20 protein-coding genes are annotated in these 20,125 nt (G+C 70.9%); 12 read left to right on the top strand and 8 right to left on the bottom strand.

Annotated features, from left to right (window positions below):
* Positions 1-6: 6 nt before the first annotated feature.
* Together KOI35_RS36025 and KOI35_RS36030 are read right to left on the bottom strand one after the other, a co-directional pair.
* Positions 7-642 carry a response regulator gene (locus tag KOI35_RS36025; protein WP_308121300.1) on the bottom strand — a complete coding sequence of 212 codons (636 nt, stop codon included), beginning with the start codon at positions 640-642 and terminating at the stop codon, positions 7-9.
* On the bottom strand, positions 632-1,747 hold the full coding sequence (locus KOI35_RS36030) for a GAF domain-containing sensor histidine kinase (RefSeq protein ID WP_215793183.1): 1,116 nt from the start codon (positions 1,745-1,747) through the stop codon (positions 632-634). Before KOI35_RS36030 ends, KOI35_RS36025 begins: the two co-directional genes overlap by 11 nt.
* Before the next feature lie 114 nt (positions 1,748-1,861).
* Here KOI35_RS36030 and KOI35_RS36035 point away from each other — a divergent pair, with 114 nt between their 5' ends.
* The 4 genes from KOI35_RS36035 (at position 1,862) to KOI35_RS36050 (ending at position 5,934) form a co-directional block, all read left to right on the top strand.
* Positions 1,862-2,539, top strand: coding sequence for an SDR family NAD(P)-dependent oxidoreductase (locus KOI35_RS36035; protein ID WP_246614335.1), 678 nt, complete (start codon positions 1,862-1,864; stop codon positions 2,537-2,539).
* The gene (locus KOI35_RS36040) at positions 2,536-3,483 is read left to right on the top strand and encodes an S-adenosylmethionine:tRNA ribosyltransferase-isomerase (RefSeq protein WP_215793184.1); all 948 of its coding nucleotides are present in this window, start codon (positions 2,536-2,538) and stop codon (positions 3,481-3,483) included. Before KOI35_RS36035 ends, KOI35_RS36040 begins: the two co-directional genes overlap by 4 nt.
* Before the next feature lie 92 nt (positions 3,484-3,575).
* On the top strand, positions 3,576-4,247 hold the full coding sequence (locus KOI35_RS36045; protein WP_215793185.1) for a GNAT family N-acetyltransferase: 672 nt from the start codon (positions 3,576-3,578) through the stop codon (positions 4,245-4,247).
* Between the two features lie 142 nt (positions 4,248-4,389).
* Positions 4,390-5,934, top strand: coding sequence for an ABC-F family ATP-binding cassette domain-containing protein (locus KOI35_RS36050; RefSeq protein ID WP_215793186.1), 1,545 nt, complete (start codon positions 4,390-4,392; stop codon positions 5,932-5,934).
* A gap of 39 nt (positions 5,935-5,973) precedes the next feature.
* Here the strand turns inward: KOI35_RS36050 and KOI35_RS36055 are convergent, their stop codons facing one another.
* From KOI35_RS36055 to KOI35_RS36065, 3 genes are all read right to left on the bottom strand, one after another.
* Positions 5,974-6,420, bottom strand: a complete 447-nt coding sequence (locus KOI35_RS36055; protein WP_215793187.1) for a DUF6918 family protein — start codon at positions 6,418-6,420, stop codon at positions 5,974-5,976.
* A gap of 182 nt (positions 6,421-6,602) precedes the next feature.
* Complete coding sequence (locus tag KOI35_RS36060) at positions 6,603-7,571, bottom strand: cation diffusion facilitator family transporter (RefSeq protein ID WP_215793188.1); 969 nt, start codon at positions 7,569-7,571, stop codon at positions 6,603-6,605.
* Between the two features lie 93 nt (positions 7,572-7,664).
* Positions 7,665-8,657, bottom strand: a complete 993-nt coding sequence (locus KOI35_RS36065) for a LacI family DNA-binding transcriptional regulator (protein ID WP_215793189.1) — start codon at positions 8,655-8,657, stop codon at positions 7,665-7,667.
* Between the two features lie 169 nt (positions 8,658-8,826).
* On the opposite strand from KOI35_RS36065, the gene KOI35_RS36070 reads away from it, so the two are divergent.
* The 6 genes from KOI35_RS36070 to KOI35_RS36095 are packed head-to-tail and all read left to right on the top strand — an operon-like array spanning position 8,827 to position 15,678.
* Positions 8,827-10,119, top strand: coding sequence for an extracellular solute-binding protein (locus KOI35_RS36070; RefSeq protein ID WP_215793190.1), 1,293 nt, complete (start codon positions 8,827-8,829; stop codon positions 10,117-10,119).
* A gap of 9 nt (positions 10,120-10,128) precedes the next feature.
* Positions 10,129-11,082, top strand: a complete 954-nt coding sequence (locus KOI35_RS36075; RefSeq protein ID WP_215793191.1) for a carbohydrate ABC transporter permease — start codon at positions 10,129-10,131, stop codon at positions 11,080-11,082.
* Positions 11,079-11,909: a carbohydrate ABC transporter permease gene (locus KOI35_RS36080; protein ID WP_308121301.1), complete on the top strand. Its 831-nt coding sequence runs from the start codon at positions 11,079-11,081 to the stop codon at positions 11,907-11,909. Before KOI35_RS36075 ends, KOI35_RS36080 begins: the two co-directional genes overlap by 4 nt.
* Positions 11,910-11,921: 12 nt before the next feature.
* Positions 11,922-13,169, top strand: a complete 1,248-nt coding sequence (locus KOI35_RS36085; protein ID WP_369076861.1) for an ABC transporter ATP-binding protein — start codon at positions 11,922-11,924, stop codon at positions 13,167-13,169.
* Positions 13,166-14,725, top strand: a complete 1,560-nt coding sequence (locus KOI35_RS36090) for a glycoside hydrolase family 13 protein (protein WP_215793192.1) — start codon at positions 13,166-13,168, stop codon at positions 14,723-14,725. Before KOI35_RS36085 ends, KOI35_RS36090 begins: the two co-directional genes overlap by 4 nt.
* The gene (locus KOI35_RS36095; RefSeq protein ID WP_308121302.1) at positions 14,722-15,678 is read left to right on the top strand and encodes an asparaginase; all 957 of its coding nucleotides are present in this window, start codon (positions 14,722-14,724) and stop codon (positions 15,676-15,678) included. Before KOI35_RS36090 ends, KOI35_RS36095 begins: the two co-directional genes overlap by 4 nt.
* Here the strand turns inward: KOI35_RS36095 and KOI35_RS36100 are convergent.
* On the bottom strand, positions 15,668-16,432 hold the full coding sequence (locus tag KOI35_RS36100; protein ID WP_308121303.1) for an esterase/lipase family protein: 765 nt from the start codon (positions 16,430-16,432) through the stop codon (positions 15,668-15,670). The genes KOI35_RS36095 and KOI35_RS36100 overlap by 11 nt on opposite strands.
* A gap of 116 nt (positions 16,433-16,548) precedes the next feature.
* Here KOI35_RS36100 and KOI35_RS49130 point away from each other — a divergent pair, with 116 nt between their 5' ends.
* Positions 16,549-17,511, top strand: a complete 963-nt coding sequence (locus KOI35_RS49130) for a helix-turn-helix transcriptional regulator (RefSeq protein WP_215793193.1) — start codon at positions 16,549-16,551, stop codon at positions 17,509-17,511.
* A gap of 25 nt (positions 17,512-17,536) precedes the next feature.
* Here KOI35_RS49130 and KOI35_RS36110 read toward each other — a convergent pair whose 3' ends face one another.
* A complete protein-coding gene (locus tag KOI35_RS36110) occupies positions 17,537-18,493 on the bottom strand; it encodes an ABC transporter substrate-binding protein (protein ID WP_215793194.1) in 957 nt (318 codons plus the stop codon).
* A 136-nt stretch (positions 18,494-18,629) separates the two neighbouring features.
* On the opposite strand from KOI35_RS36110, the gene KOI35_RS36115 reads away from it, so the two are divergent.
* Positions 18,630-19,586 (top strand): TIGR03885 family FMN-dependent LLM class oxidoreductase, encoded by a 957-nt coding sequence (locus KOI35_RS36115; RefSeq protein WP_215793195.1) that lies wholly within the window; start codon positions 18,630-18,632, stop codon positions 19,584-19,586.
* Positions 19,587-19,603: 17 nt separating this feature from the next.
* Here the strand turns inward: KOI35_RS36115 and KOI35_RS36120 are convergent, their stop codons facing one another.
* The gene (locus KOI35_RS36120) at positions 19,604-19,960 is read right to left on the bottom strand and encodes a hypothetical protein (RefSeq protein ID WP_215793196.1); all 357 of its coding nucleotides are present in this window, start codon (positions 19,958-19,960) and stop codon (positions 19,604-19,606) included.
* Positions 19,961-20,125 lie beyond the last annotated feature (165 nt).

Here is a 20,125-nt window from a genome sequence, read left to right on the forward strand (position 1 = left end):
CCCGCATCACTGGTGATTGCCGGGGACCAACCCGGTGCGGACGGCGTGCAGGGCGGCTTGCGTACGGTCGGCCAGCCCGAGCTTCATCAGGATGCTCGACACGTGCGTCTTGACCGTCTTCTCGGCCACCACCAGGGCCCGCGCGATCTCGCGGTTGGAGCGGCCGTCGGCGATCAGGGCCAGGACGTCGCGTTCGCGGGCGGTCAGCGCCGGGCCGCAGGCCGGGGTGCCGAGCAGAGTGGCGGCCACCTCCGGTTCGAGCAGCAGGTGGCCTGCGTGTACCGAGCGGACCGCGGCGACCAGGGCGTTGGGGTCGACGTCTTTGGACAGGTAGCCGCGGGCGCCCGCCCGCACGGCCGGGACGAGCCGCGCCCGGTCGGTGAAGCTGGTGACGACCAGGACGCGCGCGGGCAGCGACCGGCGGCGCATCTCCTGCAGCACCTCGACGCCGTCCATGCCGGGCAGCACCATGTCGAGCAGCACCACGTCGGGCGCGGTCTGCTCGATCAGGTCGAGCGCGGACGGGCCGTCGGCCGCCTCGCCGGTCACCACCAGGTCGCCGGCCAGTTCGAGGAAGGTGCGCAGGCCACGGCGTACGGCGGGATGGTCGTCGACGATCAGCACGCGAATCTCAGCCGGCACCGGGCACCTCCAGCCGCACCCGGGTGCCGCCGGGCGACGACGTGATGGTGACGTGGCCGCGCACCGAGCAGGCCCGGTCGCGCATCGAGCGCAGTCCCAGGCTACGGCCGGCCTTGATGGTGGCGCCCACGTCGAAACCGTCGCCGTCGTCGGTGATCTCCAGCGTGGTCCCCTGCAACAGGACGGTGATGGTCGCCGCGCCGGAATGACGGATGGCGTTGTGCAGCGCCTCCTGCGCCACCCGGAGAACCACGGTCTGCTGGGCCGGCGGCAGATCCGGGATGTCGCCGCCGAGGCAGACCAGCCGCGGGCCGTCGGGGCCGGACGCCCGGTCGAGGATCCGCACCTGCTTGCACAGGGTGTCGGCCAGGCCGTCCTCCTCCAGGCGGGCCGGGCGCAACTCGAGCACGGCCGCGTGCAGCTCCTCGGCGGCCTCGCGGGCCAGCGTCGACACCTCGCCCAGCCGGGCCCGGGCCGCGGCCGGGTCGCGGTCGATCAGCAGGTCGGCCGCCTGCGCGGTGAGCCGCAGTCCGAACAGCCGCTGGGCCACGGCGTCGTGCAGGTCGTGGGCGATCCGGGCCCGCTCCTCGGCGATGGTCAGCTCGCGGTTGCGGGCGTACAGGCGGGCGTGGGTCAGGGCGATCGCGGCGTGTGCGGCCAGGACGCGTACGAGCTCCTCGTCCTCGTCGGTGAAGCCGCCCGGCTTGTTGGCCAGGTAGAGCGCCCCGAGGATCTCGTCGCCGCTGGTCACGGGCACGCCGAGGAACGCCTTGAGCTGCGGGTGGGCGGCCGGCCACCAGGCGAACCGCGGGTCGGCCCGGATGTCGTCGAGGCGCTGGGCCTCGGGTTCGCGCAGCATCACGGCCAGGAAGCCGTGCTGGCGGGGGAGCGGGCCGATCGCCGCCTGCTGGTCGGCCGAGACGCCGGAGACGAGGAACTGCGCGAACGAGCCGTTGTCGTCGGGGACGCCGAGCGCGGCGTACTCGGCCGCGGCCAGTTCGCGGGCGGTGTCGACGATGGTCTGCAGCACCTCGGGGACGGTGAGCTGGTTGCTCACCGCCAGCACCGCGGCCGACAAGCGACGGGCCGTGCGCAGGTCATCCACGGGCCCACCATAGCCAGCGGCCACCGGTGAGAGAACGGTCCTAGGACCAAGGTCCGACCACGATCGCGACCGCGGCCCGAGGCTCGCGAGGACAAAGCCGAGCAGGGTCGAGGCATGACACAGACAGCAGTGATCACCGGAGCCTCCCAGGGGCTTGGCGCCGCCCTCGCCCGTGGACTCGCCGAGCGCGGATGGAAGCTCGTCATCAACGCCCGTACGGGAAAAGACCTCGACGCCGTCGCGAAGGAACTGAGAACGGACGTGATCGCGATCGCGGGTGACGTGGTGGACGACGACCATCGGGCCGAACTGGCCGCGGCCGCCGACAAGCTGGGCGGGGCCGACCTGCTCGTCAACAACGCGTCCACCCTGGGCGGCAGCCCGCCGCCCGCACTGGGCGACTTCCCGCTGCCCGCGTTGCTGGAGACGTTCGAGGTCAACGTGCTCGCCCCGATCGCGCTGACCCAGCTCGTGCTGCCGCAGTTGCGCCGCTCGGAGCGGGGTGCGGTGCTCAACCTGAGCTCGGACGCGGCGGTGGAGGCGTACGCGGGCTGGGGTGGTTACGGCGCCGCCAAGGCCGCCCTCGACCACGCGAGCGCGGTGCTGGCCAAGGAGGAACCCGGGCTGCGGGTGTGGGCCGTCGACCCCGGTGACCTGCGGACCCGTCTGCAGCAGGAGGCGTTCCCGGGCGAGGACATCTCGGACCGCCCGCTCCCGGAGACCGTGGTGCCGTTCTTCCTGAACCTGCTCGACGAGCGCCCGGACTCGGGAAGGTACGTGGCGACGCGATGACGGTGACCTTCGAACTGCCACCCGCCCTCGAGGCGAGAGAACCGGCGGCGGCCCGCGACGGCGTACGGCTGATGGTGAGCCGGGGGACCTCGGTCAGCCATCACCGTTTCCCCGAGCTGCCGCACCTGCTCGACCCCGGCGACCTGCTCGTGGTGAACAACTCGGCCACGCTGCCCGCGGCGCTTCTCAGTCAGGGCGGCGTGCGGGTGCATGTGTCGACCGAACAGGTCGACGGCTCGTGGCTGGTGGAGCTCCGCAACGCGGACGCCCGCACGGGGCTGCGACTGCGCGTGCCGGACGGCGAGATCACGCTCCTGCGCCCCTACACGTCACGACTGTGGGTGGCGCTGGCCGACGTGCCCGGCGACCGGGTCAGCTATCTGCAGAAGCACGGCCGGCCGATCCGCTACAGCTACACCGACCGCGACTGGCCGATCGAGACGTACCAGAACTCGTACGCCACCGAGCCCGGCAGTGCCGAGATGCCCAGCGCGGGCCGTCCGCTGACCGGGGCGGTGCTGGCCGCGCTGGCCGGCCGGGGCGTGCTGGTCGCGCCGATCACCCTGCACACCGGCGTGGCCTCGGCCGAGGTGGACGAGCCGCCCTATCCCGAGTGGTTCCAGGTGCCCGCGTCGACCGCTTCGCTTATCCCATACGTCCGTGCCAGTGGCCACCGGGTCATCGCCGTGGGGACGACTGTGGTGCGGGCGCTCGAGTCCTCAATCCAAGCAGCCGAGGGCTGGACCGACCTGGTCATCGAGCCGGATCACCACCTGCGGGCCGTCGACGGGCTGCTCACCGGGTTGCACGAGCCGCGCGCCTCGCACCTGAAGATGCTCACGGCCGTCGCGGGGGAGGCCACGCTGCGGGTCGCGTACGCCGAGGCGCTGCGCGAGCGCTATCTGTGGCACGAGTTCGGCGACGTCCACCTGCTGCTTCGCTGACCGCGCGCTGCCGGGTCGACCGGATCGTGCGTCCGGTCACACCCGCCGGTCTCCACCCGGGTTGCGCCCCTGAGAAGCGGTAGGAAAGAGGCGTGCTCGACAATCCCGTGTGGTCGGCTCTCCGGCACGATCAGAAACCGTTTTCCCTCGTACGCGGTCAGGCCGCCCGCTACCAGCCGGACGTGTCCCCGTTCGTGGCCGTCGACGACGTCAGCGACCCGGCGGCCTGGGCCGATCTCGCGGAGCTGGTCGAGCCGGACGAGACCGTGCTGATGCCGGCCGCGCCCGACACCACGCCGGCGGGCTGGGAGTTGCTCGGCGGCGGTAAGGGTGTGCAGCTCACGGGCGAGGATCTCGCCGGCGCCCACGATGACGAGGCGGTGCGCCTCGGCGCGGCCGATGTGCCGGAGATGCTGGATCTGGTCGAGCGCACCAAACCCGGGCCGTTCGGGCCGCGCACCTACGAGCTGGGTGGCTACCTCGGGATCCGGCGCGGCGGCGCGCTGGTGGCGATGGCCGGTGAGCGGGTGCGGCCGCCGGGCTGGTCCGAGATCAGCGCCGTCTGCACCGACCCCGCCTATCGCGGGCAGGGGCTGGCCAACCGGCTCGTGCGGGCGGTCGCGGCCGGCATCCGGGAGCGGGGCGAGATCCCGTTCCTGCACGCGGCCGGTTTCAACGAGAACGCCATCCGGCTCTACCTGGCGATGGGGTTCCGGCACCGGCGCGACATTAATTTCCATGCGCTCCGGCGGGCCGCGAGCTAATCTGCCTAGCGAACCGAGCGAGGGAGCTACGTGGCATGTGACGACGACATCTCCGGGTGAATGCCCCGGACCGGCCGCAGGCGTGTGACGCCGCGGCCGACCTTGTCGTGTCCTGCCACCTCCAGCCCTTGCGGAGTTTCTCGTGCTTGTGTGCACAAATCTGTCTTTTTCCTACGCGGAAGACCAGGTCTTCGCCGGCCTCACCGCGTCCTTCCCGGCCGGGCGTACGGGTCTCGTGGCCGCCAACGGCACCGGCAAGACCACGCTGCTGCGCCTGATCACCGGCGAGCTGACCCCGACCGGCGGCTCGGTCACCGTGGACGGCGTGCTCGGCTATCTGCCGCAGCATCTGCCGTTCGCGAGCGACCAGACCGTGGCCGAGGTGCTCGGCGTCGACCGCACGCTGGCCGCGCTGCGCGCCATCGAGTCGGGTGATCCGGCCGAGGAGCACTTCGCCGTGGTCGGCACGGACTGGGACGTCGAGGAACGATCGCGGGCCGAGCTCGACCGGCTCGGCCTGGGCGACGTGTCGCTCGACCGGCGGCTCGGCACGCTCAGCGGCGGGCAGGTCGTCTCCCTCGGGCTGGCCGCCCAGCTGCTCCGGCGGCCCGACGTGCTGCTGCTCGACGAGCCGACCAACAACCTCGACACCGTGGCCCGTGCTCTGCTCACCCGCGCGCTACGGGACTACACCGGGTGCCTCGTCGTGGTCAGCCACGACCGGGCACTGCTCGACGAGATGGACCGGATCGCCGCGCTCGACCACGGTGAGCTGCGGTGGTTCGGGGGCAACTTCACCGCGTACGAGGAAACGCTCGTGAATGAGAGGGACGTGGCCGATCGGCAGGTGCGCAACGCCGAGCAGGACCTCAAGCGGCAGAAGCGGGAGATGCAGCAGGCCCGCGAGCGCTCGGCCCGCCGGATGTCGACGGCCGCCCGCAACGTCGGCGACGCGGGACTGTCCCGCATCCACGCCGGCAACCTCAAGAACAGCGCCCAGGTGTCGGCCGCGCGGGGCGGCGAGGTGCACGCGTCGCGGGTGGCCGAGGCGCAGGCGAAATACGACGAGGCGAGCTGGGCGGCCCGGCAGGACGACCGGATCGTCATCGATCTGCCGCAGACGGCGGTGCCGGCCGGGCGCACGCTCTTCGAGGGCGAGAACCTTCGTGCGGCGTACGGGGAAAAGGTGGTCTTCGAAGGCCGGGACCTGATCATCCGGGGGCCGGAGCGGATCGCGCTGCTCGGACGCAACGGATCCGGCAAGTCGACGCTGCTGCGCATGATCGAGTCCGGGGCCCGGAAGCAGGTGGCCTACCTGTCGCAGCGCCTCGATCTGCTCGACGAGGACCGCAGCGTGGCCGAGAACCTGGCCCGGGCGGCGCCGGGTCTGGCCGACGCGGAGCGGATGAATCTGCTGGCCCGGTTCCTCTTCCGCAAGGCCGGCGCGCATCTGCCGGTGCGGGTGCTCTCGGGCGGCGAGCGGCTGCGGGCGACGCTCGCGTGCGTGCTGTTCGCCGAGCCGGCCCCGCAGTTGCTGTTGCTGGACGAGCCGACCAACAACCTCGACCTGGACAGCGTGGGCCAGCTGGAGGCGGCCCTGACGGCCTATCGGGGAGCGTTCGTGGTGGTCAGCCACGACGAGAGGTTCCTCGACGCGATCGGGATCGACCGGACCGTCCACATGTGACGATGCGGGGGCCGGAAACGGCCCCCGCACTCGCGACGATCAGGCGGCGTACTTCTCCACCAGGGTGCCGAGGGCCGGCAGGGCGGCCTCGATGTGCTTCGACGCGCCACCGCGGACGGTGTTGTAGGCCTTGACGACGACGGCCTTCTCCGAGGAGTGGGCCATGTCGTCGGTGACCTTCAGCAGGGCCGGGGTGACCTCGTCCTGGCGCTTGACCAGGTAGTCGCCGAACGAGCCGCCACCGGCCGTCTGGAAGTCGCCCCAGAACGGCTGCAGCGCCTCGAGCATCGAGGGCACCAGGATGTTCAGGGTCTCGGTGTAGTAACCCGGGGCGAACGAGGTGATCGCCTTGTAGGCAAGCTTCACCGCACCGGCCGAGAGGCCCGACTTGTTGGCGAGCTCCGACTCGACCAGCGCCTGGGCGTCCTTGACGATGGCCTCCTTCGTGGCCGGGTTCGCGGAAAGGTCAAGAAGGTTGGAAACCATGGTTGTGCGCGCTCCTCATCACAAGACGACGGCGTGCAGACTACTCAATGAAGAAACACATTCAACTCCTGCCTCTCCCGACTTGTGAGATGCCCCGGCGTGGCTACGATCTTCCGTCTGAACGTCTTTCCGGACGGTCCGTCCAGCCGGTGTTTCGGGGTCGCGCCGGGCGACCGGGTCTGCTAGGACACTGGCGTCGCGTTGAGGTGCCGGCCCGGCGTGGCCGGATCGACGTGCATGGTCACCGTGGTCAGGCGGGGCACGCGGTGCTTCAGGCGATGCTCAGCATCGGCCGTGATCTCGTGCGCGGCGACGACGGTGAGTTTCTCGTCGACCACGATGCCGGCCTCGGCCTGCAGGCGGTGCCCGACCCAGCGCAGCCGGACACCGGTGACGTCCCGGACGCCCGGCACGGTGCGCAGCTCGCACTCGGCCTGGTCGACCAGCGCTGGGTCGACGCGGTCCATCAGGCGGTGGTAGACCTCGCGCGCGGCGTCCTTGAGCACGAAGGCGATCGCGGCGGTGATGGCCAGGCCGACCACGGGATCGGCCCAGCTCCATCCGGCCCAGGCGCCGGCTGCGGCGAGTACCACGGCGAGTGAGGTGAAGCCGTCGGTGCGCGCGTGCAATCCGTCGGCGACAAGCGCGGCCGAGCCGATGCGGCGCCCGACCGTGATGCGGTAGCGGGCCACCAGTTCGTTGCCGGCGAAACCGATCACGCCGGCGGCCAGCACCCAGGGCAGGTGTGTCATCTCGCGCGGGTGCAGCAGGCGGTCGACCGCGGTCCATCCGGCCAGCACCGCCGAGCCCAGGATGACCAGCACGATGACCACGCCGGCCAGATCCTCGGCCCGGCCGAAACCGTAGGTGTAGGCCCGGGTGGCCGCCCGCCGTCCGAGCACGAACGCGATTCCCAGCGGCACGGCGGTCAGCGCGTCGGCCACGTTGTGCAACGTGTCACCGAGCAGCGCCACCGATCCCGAGAGCGCCACGACCACGGCCTGCAGAGCCGCCGTGACGCCGAGCGCGACGAGCGAGATCCAGAGCGCCCGCAGACCCTCCCGGGACGACTCCAGCGCGGAGTCCACCTTGTCGGCGCTGTCGTGGGAATGCGGGGTCGGCCAATGGTGGTGGTGCTGGTGGTCGGACATGGCCCGATGCTAGGCGCCAGGGTAGGCATGCGACAACGCGGCAGATGCCCAGGAGCTGCAGTAACGCATGATTCTCAGCTGCGCGAGCCGGTCTCAGCGGCGTGGGGGAGCGGTCGAGCCGCGTACGACCAGCCGGGTCGGCACGGTCAGCCCGCCGCCCGTCTCGGCCCCGGAGAGCAGCGACAGCAGCAGCCGGCCGGCGGCGGTGCCCTGCTCCCGTACGGGCTGGGCCACCGTGGTCAGGTCGGCCAGCTCGGCCATCGGGTGGTCGTCGATGCCCACCACCGACATGTCGCCGGGGATGCGCAGCCCGGCCCGGCGCAGCGTGTGGATCGCCCCGAACGCCACCTCGTCGGAGTGGGCGTAGACGGCCGTCGGCGGCTCGCGCAGGCTCAGCAGCCGGGCCATCGCGTCGGCGCCGCTGAGCCCGCCCCACGGCACGGTGACGACCAGGCCCGGGTCGGCCGGCAGGCCCGCCGCGGCGAGGGCCTCGTGGTAGGCCCGGCTGCGGCCGGGGTTGGCCGGCCAGCCGGGCTCGGTCGGGTCGACCGCGGCGATCATGCCGATCCGCCGGTGTTTGAGCAGCAGCAGGTGGTCGACCGCCTGGCGGCCGGCCTCGCCGTCGTCGATCGAGACGTACGGATAATTCTCGACCTGGCCGCCGGCCGCCACGATGTGCACGCCCATCGATTCCAGGCGCTCCCGTTCGCCGTCGGCCACGGGCATGCCGAGCACGACGACGGCGTCGACCTTGCGCCGGGCCGGCAGCCGGTGGAAGAAGTCGCGGCGGTCGTCGGCGTCGCCCACGTGGTAGAGCAGCACGTCGAGATCGGCCTCGCGCAGCACCGACTCGAGCCCGTCGAGCAGGGTCGCGAAGAACCAGCGGGACAGGTGCGGAACGACCACCGCGACCCGGCCGGTCGTGCCCCCGGCCAGCCGGGACGCCTCGGGTGAGATCACATAGGACAGTTGCTCGGCGGCGGCCAGCACGCGCCGCCGGGTCTCGGCGGCGACGTGCGGGTGGTTGCTGAGCGCGCGGGAGGCGGTCGCCATCGACACACCGGCGCGGCGTGCGACATCGGCCATGTTGATCCTCGTCTGAGGCGGCACAGCGATCAGCTTAACCCCGACTGGAAACGTTTCCGATCACGCAGTGCGTGCACATAGTGACTCTTGACATATGACGCACATCACAATGAGGGTGAGATCTGCAAGCGGTTCCAAGCGACCTTCACTGCAGAAGGGACGACCGACCGTGCTCAAGAAGAAGTGGGCGGCAGGCTCCGCTCTCGTCCTGTTCGCCTCCGTCCTGTCCGGATGCGGTGGGGGCGACGGCGGATCCACCACCCTCACCTACTACATCGCCGATGCCGCCCAGGAGGACGTGGCCACCCGCTGCGCGTCCGAGTCGGGCGGCGCCTTCGCCTTCAACATCCAGCGGCTGCCCAACACCGCGGCCGGCGGGCGCGAGCAGCTGCTGCGGCGGCTCGCCGCCGAGGATCGCTCGATGGACATCGTGAGCGTGGACCCGCCGTTCATGGCCGAGTTCGCCAACGCCAAGTTCCTGCGGCCGTTCACCGCGGCCGAGCGGACCGAGTTCTCGACCGGCGTGCTCGACGGCCCGCTCAAGCAGTCCACCTTCCGCGACACCCTCTACTCGGCCCCGCTCTACGGCAACACCCAGCTGCTCTGGTACCGCAAGTCGGTGCTGGCCAAGGCGGGCGTCGACCCGTCGAAGGGCCCGGTCACCTGGGACCAGCTGATCAAGGGCGCCACCCAGGCCGGGGTCACCCTGGCCGCACAGGGCCGGCGCAACGAGAGCCTGATGGTCTGGGTCAACGCGCTCATCGCGTCCGGCGGCGGCTCGATCCTGCAGCCGGGCTCCGAGAACCTGCCGGCCAACGAGGTCAAGGGCGGGATCAACAGCCCGGCCGGTCAGAACGCCGCGCGCATCATGCACGAACTCGCGGTCTCGCCGGCCGCCCCGGCCGGCTTCAGCACGGCCGGCGAGGAGGACTCCCGGGCCGCGTTCCAGGCCGCCAACGGCGGGTTCATGGTCAACTGGCCGTACGTCTGGGCCGCCATGGACTCGGCCATCGAGGAGGGCTCACTCCCGGCCAACTTCAAGGACGACGTCGGCTGGGCCGCCTATCCGCGAGTCGACGCCGGCACCGAGAGCGCGGCCCCGTCCGGCGGTCTCGGCCTGTCGATCAGCTCCTACAGCCGCAAGAAGGACCTCGCCGTGCAGGCGATCCGGTGTCTCGTGTCGGAGCAGAGCCAGAAGGAATTCATGATCAAGGCGGGTAACCCGGCCGCCCTCAAGTCGGTCTTCGACGACCCCGAGATCCGCGAGAAGTTCCCGATGGCCGACGAGATCCGCACCGGCCTGGACGCGGCGACGCCCCGCCCGGTGAGCCCCTACTACGGCGACGTCACGGGTTCGATCCAGACCGCGTTCCACCCGCCGGACGCGCTGTCGCCCGACTCCACCCCCCGGGAGGCCAACCAGCTTCTCGAGGACGTCCTGTCCAACAAGAAACTGATCTAGGGAGCGGCCATGAGTACCACCACTTCCGCCGCGCCTCCCCGTCCGCCCAAGGAGACCCGCTCGGCGCGCCGGGTGCGGCTGACCGACCGTACGCGTAAGGAACGCAACCTCGGCTGGATGCTGGCCGGCCCGGCGTTCATCGCCATGGTGGCGGTCACCGGCTATCCGATCCTCAACGCCATCTGGCTGTCCCTGTTCGACTTCCGGCTGACCGATCCGTCCGGGCGCAGCTTCGTCTTCCTCGGCAACTACGTCACGATCCTGACCGACGGGCTGTTCTGGAAGCAGTTCGGCGTCACGGTGATCATCACCGTGGTCACCGTGTCGGTCGAGCTGGTGCTCGGCTTCGCGCTGGCCATGGTCATGCACCGCGCGCTCTATCTGCGCACGGCCTTGCGGGTGGCGATCCTGGTCCCGTACGGGATCATCACGGTCGTCTCCTCGTACGCCTGGGCCTATGCCTTCAGCAACACCTACGGCTTCGTGAACGGGCTGTTCGGGCTGGGCGACTTCGACTGGTTCGGCGGCACCTGGTCCGCCCTGTTCACGGTCTGCGTCGCGGAGATCTGGAAGACCACGCCGTTCATGTCGCTGCTGCTGCTGGCCGGTCTGGCCCAGATCCCGGACGACTACCTGGAGGCGGCCAAGGTCGACGGGGCCACCGCCTGGCAGCGCGTCAAGCGGGTCATCCTGCCCAACATGAAGGCCGCCATCATGGTGGCCCTGCTGTTCCGCACGCTCGACGCGTTCCGCATCTTCGACAGCGTCTTCATCATGACGGCCGGCGCGCAGAGCACCGAGACCCTGTCGTTCCTGGCCTACCGCCAGACGATCAGCCGGGTCATGGTCGGCCTGGGCTCGGCGGTCAGCGTCATCCTGGCCATCCTCGTCGTCCTGATCGCGGTGATGTTCGTGAAGGTCTTCAAGACCGACCTGTCGCAGCAGAGGGGGGTCAAGAAGTGAAGGTCAGCCGCCGTACGCAGGCGTTCTGGATCGCCGGGGCGATCCTGATCATCGCCTACGCCATCATCCCGGTCATCTGGATCATCTCGCTCTCCTTCAAGGAGGGCGACGACATCACCAACAACCAGTTCTTCCCGACCACGTGGAGCTGGGAGAACTACAAGACGGTGTTCGCCTCCGACCTGTTCACCACGGCCCTGCGCAACTCGGTGGGCATGTCGCTGATCGCCACCACCATCTCGGTCATCCTGGCCACCCTGGCCGCGTACGCCATCTCGCGCCTGGAGTTCCCGGGCAAGCGGCTGGTGCTCGGGGTGGCCCTGGCGATCACGGTCTTCCCGGTCATCGCGATCGCGACGCCGCTGTTCGACCTGTGGCGCAACATCGGGCTCTACGACACCTGGCTGGGCCTGATCATCCCGTACCTGTCCTACTCGCTGCCGCTGGCGGTCTACGTGCTGGCCGCGTTCTTCCGCGAGATCCCGTGGGAGATGGAGCAGGCCGCCCAGGTCGACGGGGCGACCGCCTGGCAGGCGTTCCGCCGGGTCATCGTCCCGCTGGCCACCCCGGGTGTCTTCACCGCGGCCATCCTCACCTTCTTCGCGGTGTGGAACGACTTCGTCTTCGGCATCACGCTCACCTCGAGCGAGGCGGCCCGTCCGGTGCCCGCCGCGCTCGCGTTCTTCCAGGGCGCCTCGCAGTTCTCGCAGCCGACCGCGCCGATCGCGGCCGCCGCCGTGGTCGTCACCATCCCGGTGGTCGTCCTCGTGCTGCTCTTCCAACGCAAGATCGTCGCCGGTCTCACCAACGGCGCCGTCAAGGGCTGAAAGGACGTTTCCGTGGCAGCCATCGAGATGCGCAACATCGTCAAGGAGTACGGCGACGGCTTCAAGGCGGTCAACGACATCAGCCTGAGCATCGCCGACGGCGAGTTCATGATCCTGGTCGGGCCCTCCGGCTGCGGCAAGTCGACCCTGCTCCGCATGATCGTCGGGCTCGAGGACATCACCTCGGGCGACATGGTGATCGGCGGGGACCGGGTCAACGAGAAGGCGCCGCGCGACCGGAACCTGTCCATGGTGTTCCAGAACTACGCCCTCTATCCGCACCTCACCGTGTTCGAGAACATCGCGTTCCCGTTGCGGCTGAACAAGAAGGTCACCGAGGACGAGATCCGCCGCCGGGTCAAGGAGGCGGCCGACATGCTCGAGCTCAACGAGCACCTCGACCGCAAACCGGCCAACCTGTCCGGCGGTCAGCGCCAGCGGGTGGCCATGGGCCGGGCCATCGTCCGTCAGGTCAACGCGTTCCTGTTCGACGAGCCGCTGTCCAACCTGGACGCCAAGCTCCGCGGCCAGATGCGCACCGAGATCTCGCGCATGCAGCGGCGGATGGGCACCACCACGGTCTACGTCACGCACGACCAGACCGAGGCGATGACCCTGGGCGACCGGGTGGCCGTGCTGCGCCGCGGTCTGCTGCAGCAGGTGGCCTCGCCGCGCGAGCTGTACGAGCAGCCGGTCAACATGTTCGTGGCCGGGTTCATCGGTTCCCCGCCGATGAACTTCCTGCCCGCCGTGGTCTCGGGCAACCGGCTCAAGCTGCCCTTCCTCGAGGTCGACCTGCCCGCCATCGCGGCCGACAAGGTCACCGACGGGCAGCTGCTGATCGCCGGCATCCGGCCCGAGCACTTCGAGGACGCCCGGATGCTGGACGCGGCGAAGCGGGAGCGGGGCGCCAAGTTCCGGGCCAAGGTCGACGTCACCGAGTGGCTGGGCGACTCCCAGTACGCGTACATCCCGTTCGAGGCCAACGCGGAGGTCACCAAGCAGCTGGCCGACCTGGCCGCCGAGCTCGACAGCGAGGCGCTGCGCACCCAGCTGATCGTGTCGATCGACGCCATGAGCCGGCTGCGCGAGAACCACGAGGGCGAGTTCTGGGCCGACACCACCCGCATGCACCTGTTCGACCCGCGGACCGGAACCAACCTGACCCGGGACGAGGCGGCCGCGGCCGACCTGGCCACCCTCGAGGAGGAGGAGCTGCGCGAGCGGATGGACACGTCGTCCGACCCGGTCACCCCATGAGCCGTACGCAGTGGTGGCGCCGCGCGGTGTTCTACCAGGTGTACGTCTGGAGTTTCGCCGACGCGGACGGCGACGGGATCGGAGACCTCCCCGGCGTCCGGTCCCGCCTGCCCTACCTGCGTGATCTGGGGGTCGACGCGGTCTGGCTCAACCCGTTCTATCCGTCGCCGCAGGCCGACAACGGATACGACGTGGCCGACCACCGCGACGTCGACCCCCGGTTCGGCACCATCGCCGACGCCGACGCGCTGATCCGTGACGCCCACGCGCTCGGGCTGCGGATCGTCATCGACCTGGTGCCCAACCACACCTCGGACGAGCACCCGTGGTTCCGGGCCGCGCTGGCCGACGGGCCGGGCAGCGCGGCCCGTCGCCGCTACCTGTTCCGGGACGGCCGCGGCCCGGCCGGCGACCAGCCGCCCAACAACTGGACCAGCAACTTCGGCGGCCGGGCGTGGACCCGGGCGCCGGACGGCCAGTGGTATCTGCACCTGTTCGCGCCCGAGCAGCCCGACCTGGACTGGACCTCGGACGAGGTGCGCGCCGAGTTCCACTCGATCCTGCGGTTCTGGCTCGACCGCGGGGTCGACGGCTTCCGCATCGACGTCGCGCACGGCCTGGCCAAGGACCCGCAGATGCCCGACCTGGGCGAGCATCTGACCCGGCCCGGCGCCGCCCACCCGCACTGGGACGTCGACGAGGTGCACGACGTCTACCGGGGCTGGCGCCGGGTGCTCGACGACTATCCGGGCGACCGGATGTTCGTCGGCGAGATCGTCGTGCAGAGCGTCCAGCGGCTCGCGCTCTATCTGCGGCCGGACGAGCTGCACACGGCCTTCAACTTCGCGTTGCTCAAGGCGCCGTGGGACGCGACCGCCCTGCGCACCGCGATCGACGACAGTATCGGCGCGCTCGAGACGGTCGGCGCCCCGCCCACCTGGGTGCTGTCCAACCACGACGAGGTCCGCCACGTGACCCGCTACGGCGGCGGTCCGCTGGGCGTGCGGCGGGCCCGGGCGGCCGCCCTGATGATGCTCGCCCTGCCCGGCGGTGCCTACCTCTACCAGGGCGACGAACTGGGCCTGCCCGAGGTCGAGGACCTTCCCGATCGCGTACGCCGGGACCCGGTCTTCTACCGCACCGGCGGGGCCGAACGGGGCCGCGACGGCTGCCGGGTGCCCCTGCCCTGGTCGGGCTCGGCGCCGTCGCTGGGTTTCGGCCCCGGCCACGAGTCGTGGCTGCCCCAGCCGTCCGACTGGAAGTCCCTGACCGTCGAACGCCAGACCGCCGACCCCGGCTCGACCCTGAACCTGCACCGGGCCGCCCTGTCCCTGCGGCACCAGATCCCGGCCCTCGCCACCGCCTCGCTGACCTGGCTGCCCGCGCCCGAGGGGGTGCTCGCCTTCCGCCGCGGACCGGCCTTCCGCTGCGTGGTCAACCTGAACAACACCCCGGTCCGGGTCGACCCGGCCGAACTGCTGCTGGCCAGCGACCCGTACGCGACCGCGGACACCGTGCCCGGCGAGAGCGCCGCCTGGTACATGATCGGGTGGTGACCCACGTTCTCGTCGCCGGGCTCGGCGGCACCATCGCGATGACCACCACGCCGGACGGGGGAGTGGCGCCCGCCCTGAGCGCGGAGGATCTCGTGGCCGCCGTGCCCGCCCTCGGGTCGCTGCCCCTGCGGGTGGCGAACATCCGGAACGTGCCGGGTGCGCACCTCGACCTCGGCGACCTGCTCAAGTTGCGCGCCCGGCTCGCCTCGGAGTTCGCCGCAGGGGCGGTGGGAGCGGTGGTCACCCAGGGCACGGACACGATCGAGGAGACCGCGTACGTGCTCGACCTGCTCCACGACGGCGACCAGCCGATCGTCGTGACCGGCGCGATGCGCAACCCGATGCTGCCGGGCGCCGACGGACCGGCGAACCTCCTGGCCGCCGTCCGGGTGGCGTCCTCGCCGGCGAGCCGTGGGCTGGGCTGCGTCGTGGTGCTGGCCGACGAGATCCACGCCGCGGCCCGGGTGGCCAAGACCCACTCGATGAGCACCGGGGCGTTCGTGTCGCCGGACGGCGGGCCGCTCGGGTACGTCGCCGAGGGGCGGGTGCGGATCGTCAACCGGCCTTCGGGCCGTCGCCGGGTGCCGGTGCCGTCCGGGGCGCTCGCACGGGTCGGCCTGTGTGTGGCGACACTGGGGGACGACGGGGGACTGCTGCGGGCGTACGGGGAAAGCCTTGATGGTCTGGTTGTGGCGGGCTTCGGCGTGGGACATGTGCCGGCCGGGTGGGTCGAACCGCTCGGGGCGCTCGCGGGGCGGATGCCGGTGGTGCTGGCCTCGCGGACCGGCGCCGGATGGGTGGGCGTGGAGACGTACGGGTTCCCGGGCTCGGAGCGCGATCTCGTCGGGCGGGGGCTGATCCCGGCCGGGGAGCTGCACCCGTACAAGGCGCGGCTGCTCCTGCAGTTGCTCCTGTCGGCCGGTGCCGACGTGCGGACCGGGTTCACACCCTAGGGCAGGCCGACGGCTGGATCAGGGTGTCCGCGCTCAGGGCATCGAGGACCAGCGCGGTCACGTACGGGTCGGTCGGCAGCTCGCCGTGCCCGGTACGCGCGGCCGGGCAGAGGTCCTGCAACGGCAGGTTGACCGCGCCGTCGAGCCGGGCCGAGTCGGGTGGCTGGACGGTCTCGTCGAGAGTGGTCCAGATCGACAGCCAGGGCAGACCGGCGGGCAGCGCGCCGTCGATGCCGTCGAGCAGATCGCTGTCCGGGGCGAGTTCCTGGCAGGCGACCGGGCACGAGCCGCGGGCGAACGCGGCGCCCAGCCCGGCCAGCCGGGTGCCGTGCAGGGGCGAGCCGAGCGAGACGACCCGGCGGGCCTTCTCGGCGCCGTGGTGGTTCTCGACCCAGAGCCGGGTGACGACGCCGCCGGCCGAATATCCGATCACGTCGACGCTCGGCGCGCCCGCGTTCAGAGCGTCGGTGACCGCTGTGTCGAGCGTCACGGCCTGTTCTTCGAGGGCGCCGGTGCCGTCACCGGGAAGGGTGAGAACGGTTGCCGTCCGGCCCTCGGCGGTGAGGCGCTGAGCCAGCCGGCTCAGGCCCGTCCGGCTGCCGCCGTAACCGGGGACGAGCAGGATCGGGCCCGGTCGGGCCTGGTCGGGACGCGGCCCGTCGTCGGCCGGATCACCTCGGAAGACCCGCCACCCGATCACCGCCAGCAGCACGACGGCGACCAGCGCGACCGCGCCCAGCCATCGGAACCGCACGATCCCATCATGAACGAACCACCCGGGCGGGCCTTGACGAACGGTGAAACGCCTTATGCAATCGTTTGAGGTGTGCTCTGACCGGTGAAACACATCGTGTCGGAGAGGAGGGATCTGTGAAGCCCGACCGGCCCGTCCGCACCGAGCTGCGGACCCGAGACCAGGACGTCGCCGTCGACGCGATCATGCGGATCGCCGACCACCGGCCCCGCATCACGATCACCGACCGGCCGTCCGTCGGCTTCTCGGTACGCTCGGCCCACCTGGCCGACTGGGGTACCGACGTCGTCGCCGCCCACGGGGTCCGCTACGGCTCCACCATGACCCCGCGACCCCAGCTGATCGCCGGGGTGTGGCTGCACGGGCACGGCATGTTCCAGGGCGGCTCCCAGGAACACACCCAGGGCCCCGGCGACGGGTTCCTCTACCCGCTCGGCACCACGCTCGTCTTCGACAACGTCGAGCCGGCGAAGTCCCTCGTGCGGCTGCCGTTCGCCGGGCTGGCCGGGCTGGCCGAGGAGATCACCGGCCTGGCCCCGGTCGACCTGCGCTTCCTGTCCTGGGTGCCGCGCAACCAGGCGCTCAACGACAGCTGGGCGGCCACGGTCGCGTTCCTGGTCGACCACCTCAACGACCCCGACCGGGACATCCCACCCGTGCTGGCCGAGCAACTGCTGCGCCTGGCCATGGCCGCGCTGCTGCGCGCTTTCCCCAACACGACGATGACTGCCTCGCGCATGCCCGTGGCCGGGTCGGCCGGGCCGGCCGTGGTCCGCCGGGCCACGGCGTTCATCGAGGCCGAGGCGGGCCGGCCCCTGACCGTGTCGGAGATCGCCGCCGCCTCGGGAGTAGACTCCCGGACCCTTCAGGAGGCCTTCCGCCGCTACGCCGACACCACGCCGTCGGGCTACCTGCGCCGGGTCCGGTTGCAGCAGGCCCGGGCCCAGCTCCGGGCGGCCCGGCCCGGTGACGGCACGACGGTCGCCGGGGTCGCCCGCCGCTGGGGTTTCGTCCGGCCGAGACGGTTCGCGACCGCCTACCGCGAGGCGTTCGGCGAGCCGCCCAGGACCGGCCCCTGACGTAAGGCCTGTTTCATAACTGGCCTTATGGCAGCAACTGGTCGAGCACCGGTGGCTTCTTGAAGATGCCGTCCCGCTGGCCCAGCTGGGCCACCCGCTCGATGGACGGGCGGTTGATGTCTTCGGGCCAGCTCGGCAGGATCATCGCGATCCGCACGGTGTCGGTGATCTGGGTGTAGGTGCCCACCACGTCGCGCACCTCCTCGGGGTGCGCGGCCGCATAGCGCAGCGACTCCTTGATCGCCTCGGTGAACGCGGTGACCAGATCGGACTTGGCCGTGATCGTGCCCTGGCTGGTGAAGTAGAGCGCCACGGTCAGGTTGGGCGCGGTGTCCACGAAGTTCGACGCGAGGATCTGGCCGCCCTGGGTCAGCACGGCGCTCAGCGTCGGCTCGACCACCCAGGCCGCGTCCACCTGTCCGCTCTGCAGCGCGCCCGGCATCTCGGGGAACGCCATCGGCTTGAACTGCAGGTTCTTCGGGTTGCCGCCGGCCCGGCGCACCGACTGCCGGACGGTTGTGTCGCCCAGGCTCTTCAGGATGTTGACGGCGATCCGCTTGCCGCCCAGCTGGCTCGCCGACCGGATCGGGCTGCCGTCGGGCACCACGATCGCCGAGAAGTCACGCCCGGTCCGCCCGTTCGAGGCGACTCCGCTCGCCACCGCCTTGAGCGGCGCCCCACCGGCCTGCGCGGCCAGCAACGAGGTCACGTTGCTGAACCCGAACTGATATTTGCCACCGAGGACACCCTCGACGATGGGCGCGCCGCCCTGCTCGGGCGACAGCGTGAGGTCGATGCCCCGGCTGGCGAAGAATCCCTTGTTCTTACCCAGATAGATCGGCGCGACGTCGATGATCGGGATGACCCCGACGTTGATCTTCGTGAGGTTCGCGCCGGCGTCCGCCCGGTCTTTGTCATCGTTGCAGGCGGCCGTGCCGGCCAGCAGAATCACGGCGAGGGCGGCGGCCAGGGTCCGGCGCATGGTGTGCTCCTTGAGTGACGCGGTGCGAATGCGCTCGGCGAAACGTACACGATCAATTGCTCTCCGGGGTCAGGCGGAAAGGGAAATTTGAATGTCTGCCCGGATGGACTCCGTACGCACTGGGTAGGTGGAGTCCATGACGGAGTACGGAATCCACGCCTCGCACGAGCAGATCCCGCCCGCCGAGTTGCTCGCCGCCGTCGTCGCCGCGGAACGCGCCGGCTTCGACGCGGCGATGTGCTCCGACCACTTCTCGCCGTGGAGCAGCCGGCAGGGTGAGTCGGCGTTCGCCTGGTCCTGGCTCGGCGCCGCGCTGCAGGCCACGAATCTCTCGTTCGGTGTCGTGAACGCCCCCGGCCAGCGCTATCACCCGGCGATCGTCGCGCAGGCCATCGGCACGCTCGGCGCGATGTATCCGGGCCGGTTCTGGGCCGCGCTGGGCAGCGGCGAATACAGCAACGAGCACATCACCGGCGAGCCGTGGCCGCGCAAGGAGGTCCGCGAGGCCCGCCTGCTGGAGAGCGTCGGCGTCATCCGCGACCTGCTGGCCGGCCAGGAGGTCACCCGCGACGGACTGGTCAAGGTGGACCGGGCCCGGCTGTGGACCCGGCCGTCGTCGCCCCCGCTGCTGATCGGCGCCGCGGTCAGCACGAAGACCGCGGCCTGGTGCGCCGGCTGGGCCGACGGCCTGGTGACGGTGAACGCGCCCGAGGAGCACCTGCGCTCGATGATCACGGCCTACCGGGACGCCGGCGGGCGCGGCCCGATCTGCCTGCAGGTGCACCTGAGCTGGGCGCCGACCATGCACGAGGCCGAGGCGATCGCCCACGACCAGTGGCGCAGCAACATCTTCGCGCCGCCGGTGTGCTGGGACCTCGAGACGGTCGAGCACTTCGACGTGGTGAGCGAGAACGTCACGGTCGACCAGGTCGGTCAGGTCGTGAACATCTCGGCCGACCTCGAGGAGCACACCGAGAAGCTGCGCGGATACGCCGCTCTCGGGTTCGACCGCATCTATCTGCATCACGTGGGGCAGGACCTGACGCCGTTCATCGAGACATTCGGCGCCAAGGTGCTGCCCGCGCTGCGCTGATCTGCGACGCCTGGCCTTTATGCGCCGCCGCAGACCGAGCGGAACTGGTACGACGTGGTGTTGGTCTTGGAGCCGCCGGCCCAGTCGAGCCGCATGCCGGTGGCCGAGCCGTCGAGGGCGCCGCTGCGGCTGACCACCAGCAGCAGGTTGGCGTCCTCGCCGGCCTTGATCGTGGCGTTGACCGCCGGCACCCGCGCTTCCCAGGTCATGTTGGCCGCCGGGGGATAGGGGGTGTTGCCCATCGGGCTGCGGCCACTGCCGAGCGGCACGATGAAGGCGTCCTTGGCCGACACGTTCTGGGCGCCGACCAGCCCGATCTTCTGGACCTTGAGGTCGGCGCCGGCGGGCGCGCGCACGACTTCACTGACCACCATGGAGGTTTCCTCGGGCAGGCGCACACACAGCGTAACCGGGTCGCCACCGAAAACCATCTCGTTGTTACTGTCCGAGCCGCAGCCCGAAACCGCGACCACCGTTGTTATACACAGCGTGGCCAGGCAACTCCGCCGAATCATGGGTGGGGACCGTACCCCCGAATT

Origin of the sequence: Paractinoplanes bogorensis, assembly GCF_018829635.1 — a bacterium.
In the GTDB taxonomy this organism is placed as follows: Bacteria; Actinomycetota; Actinomycetes; order Mycobacteriales; family Micromonosporaceae; genus Actinoplanes; species Actinoplanes bogorensis.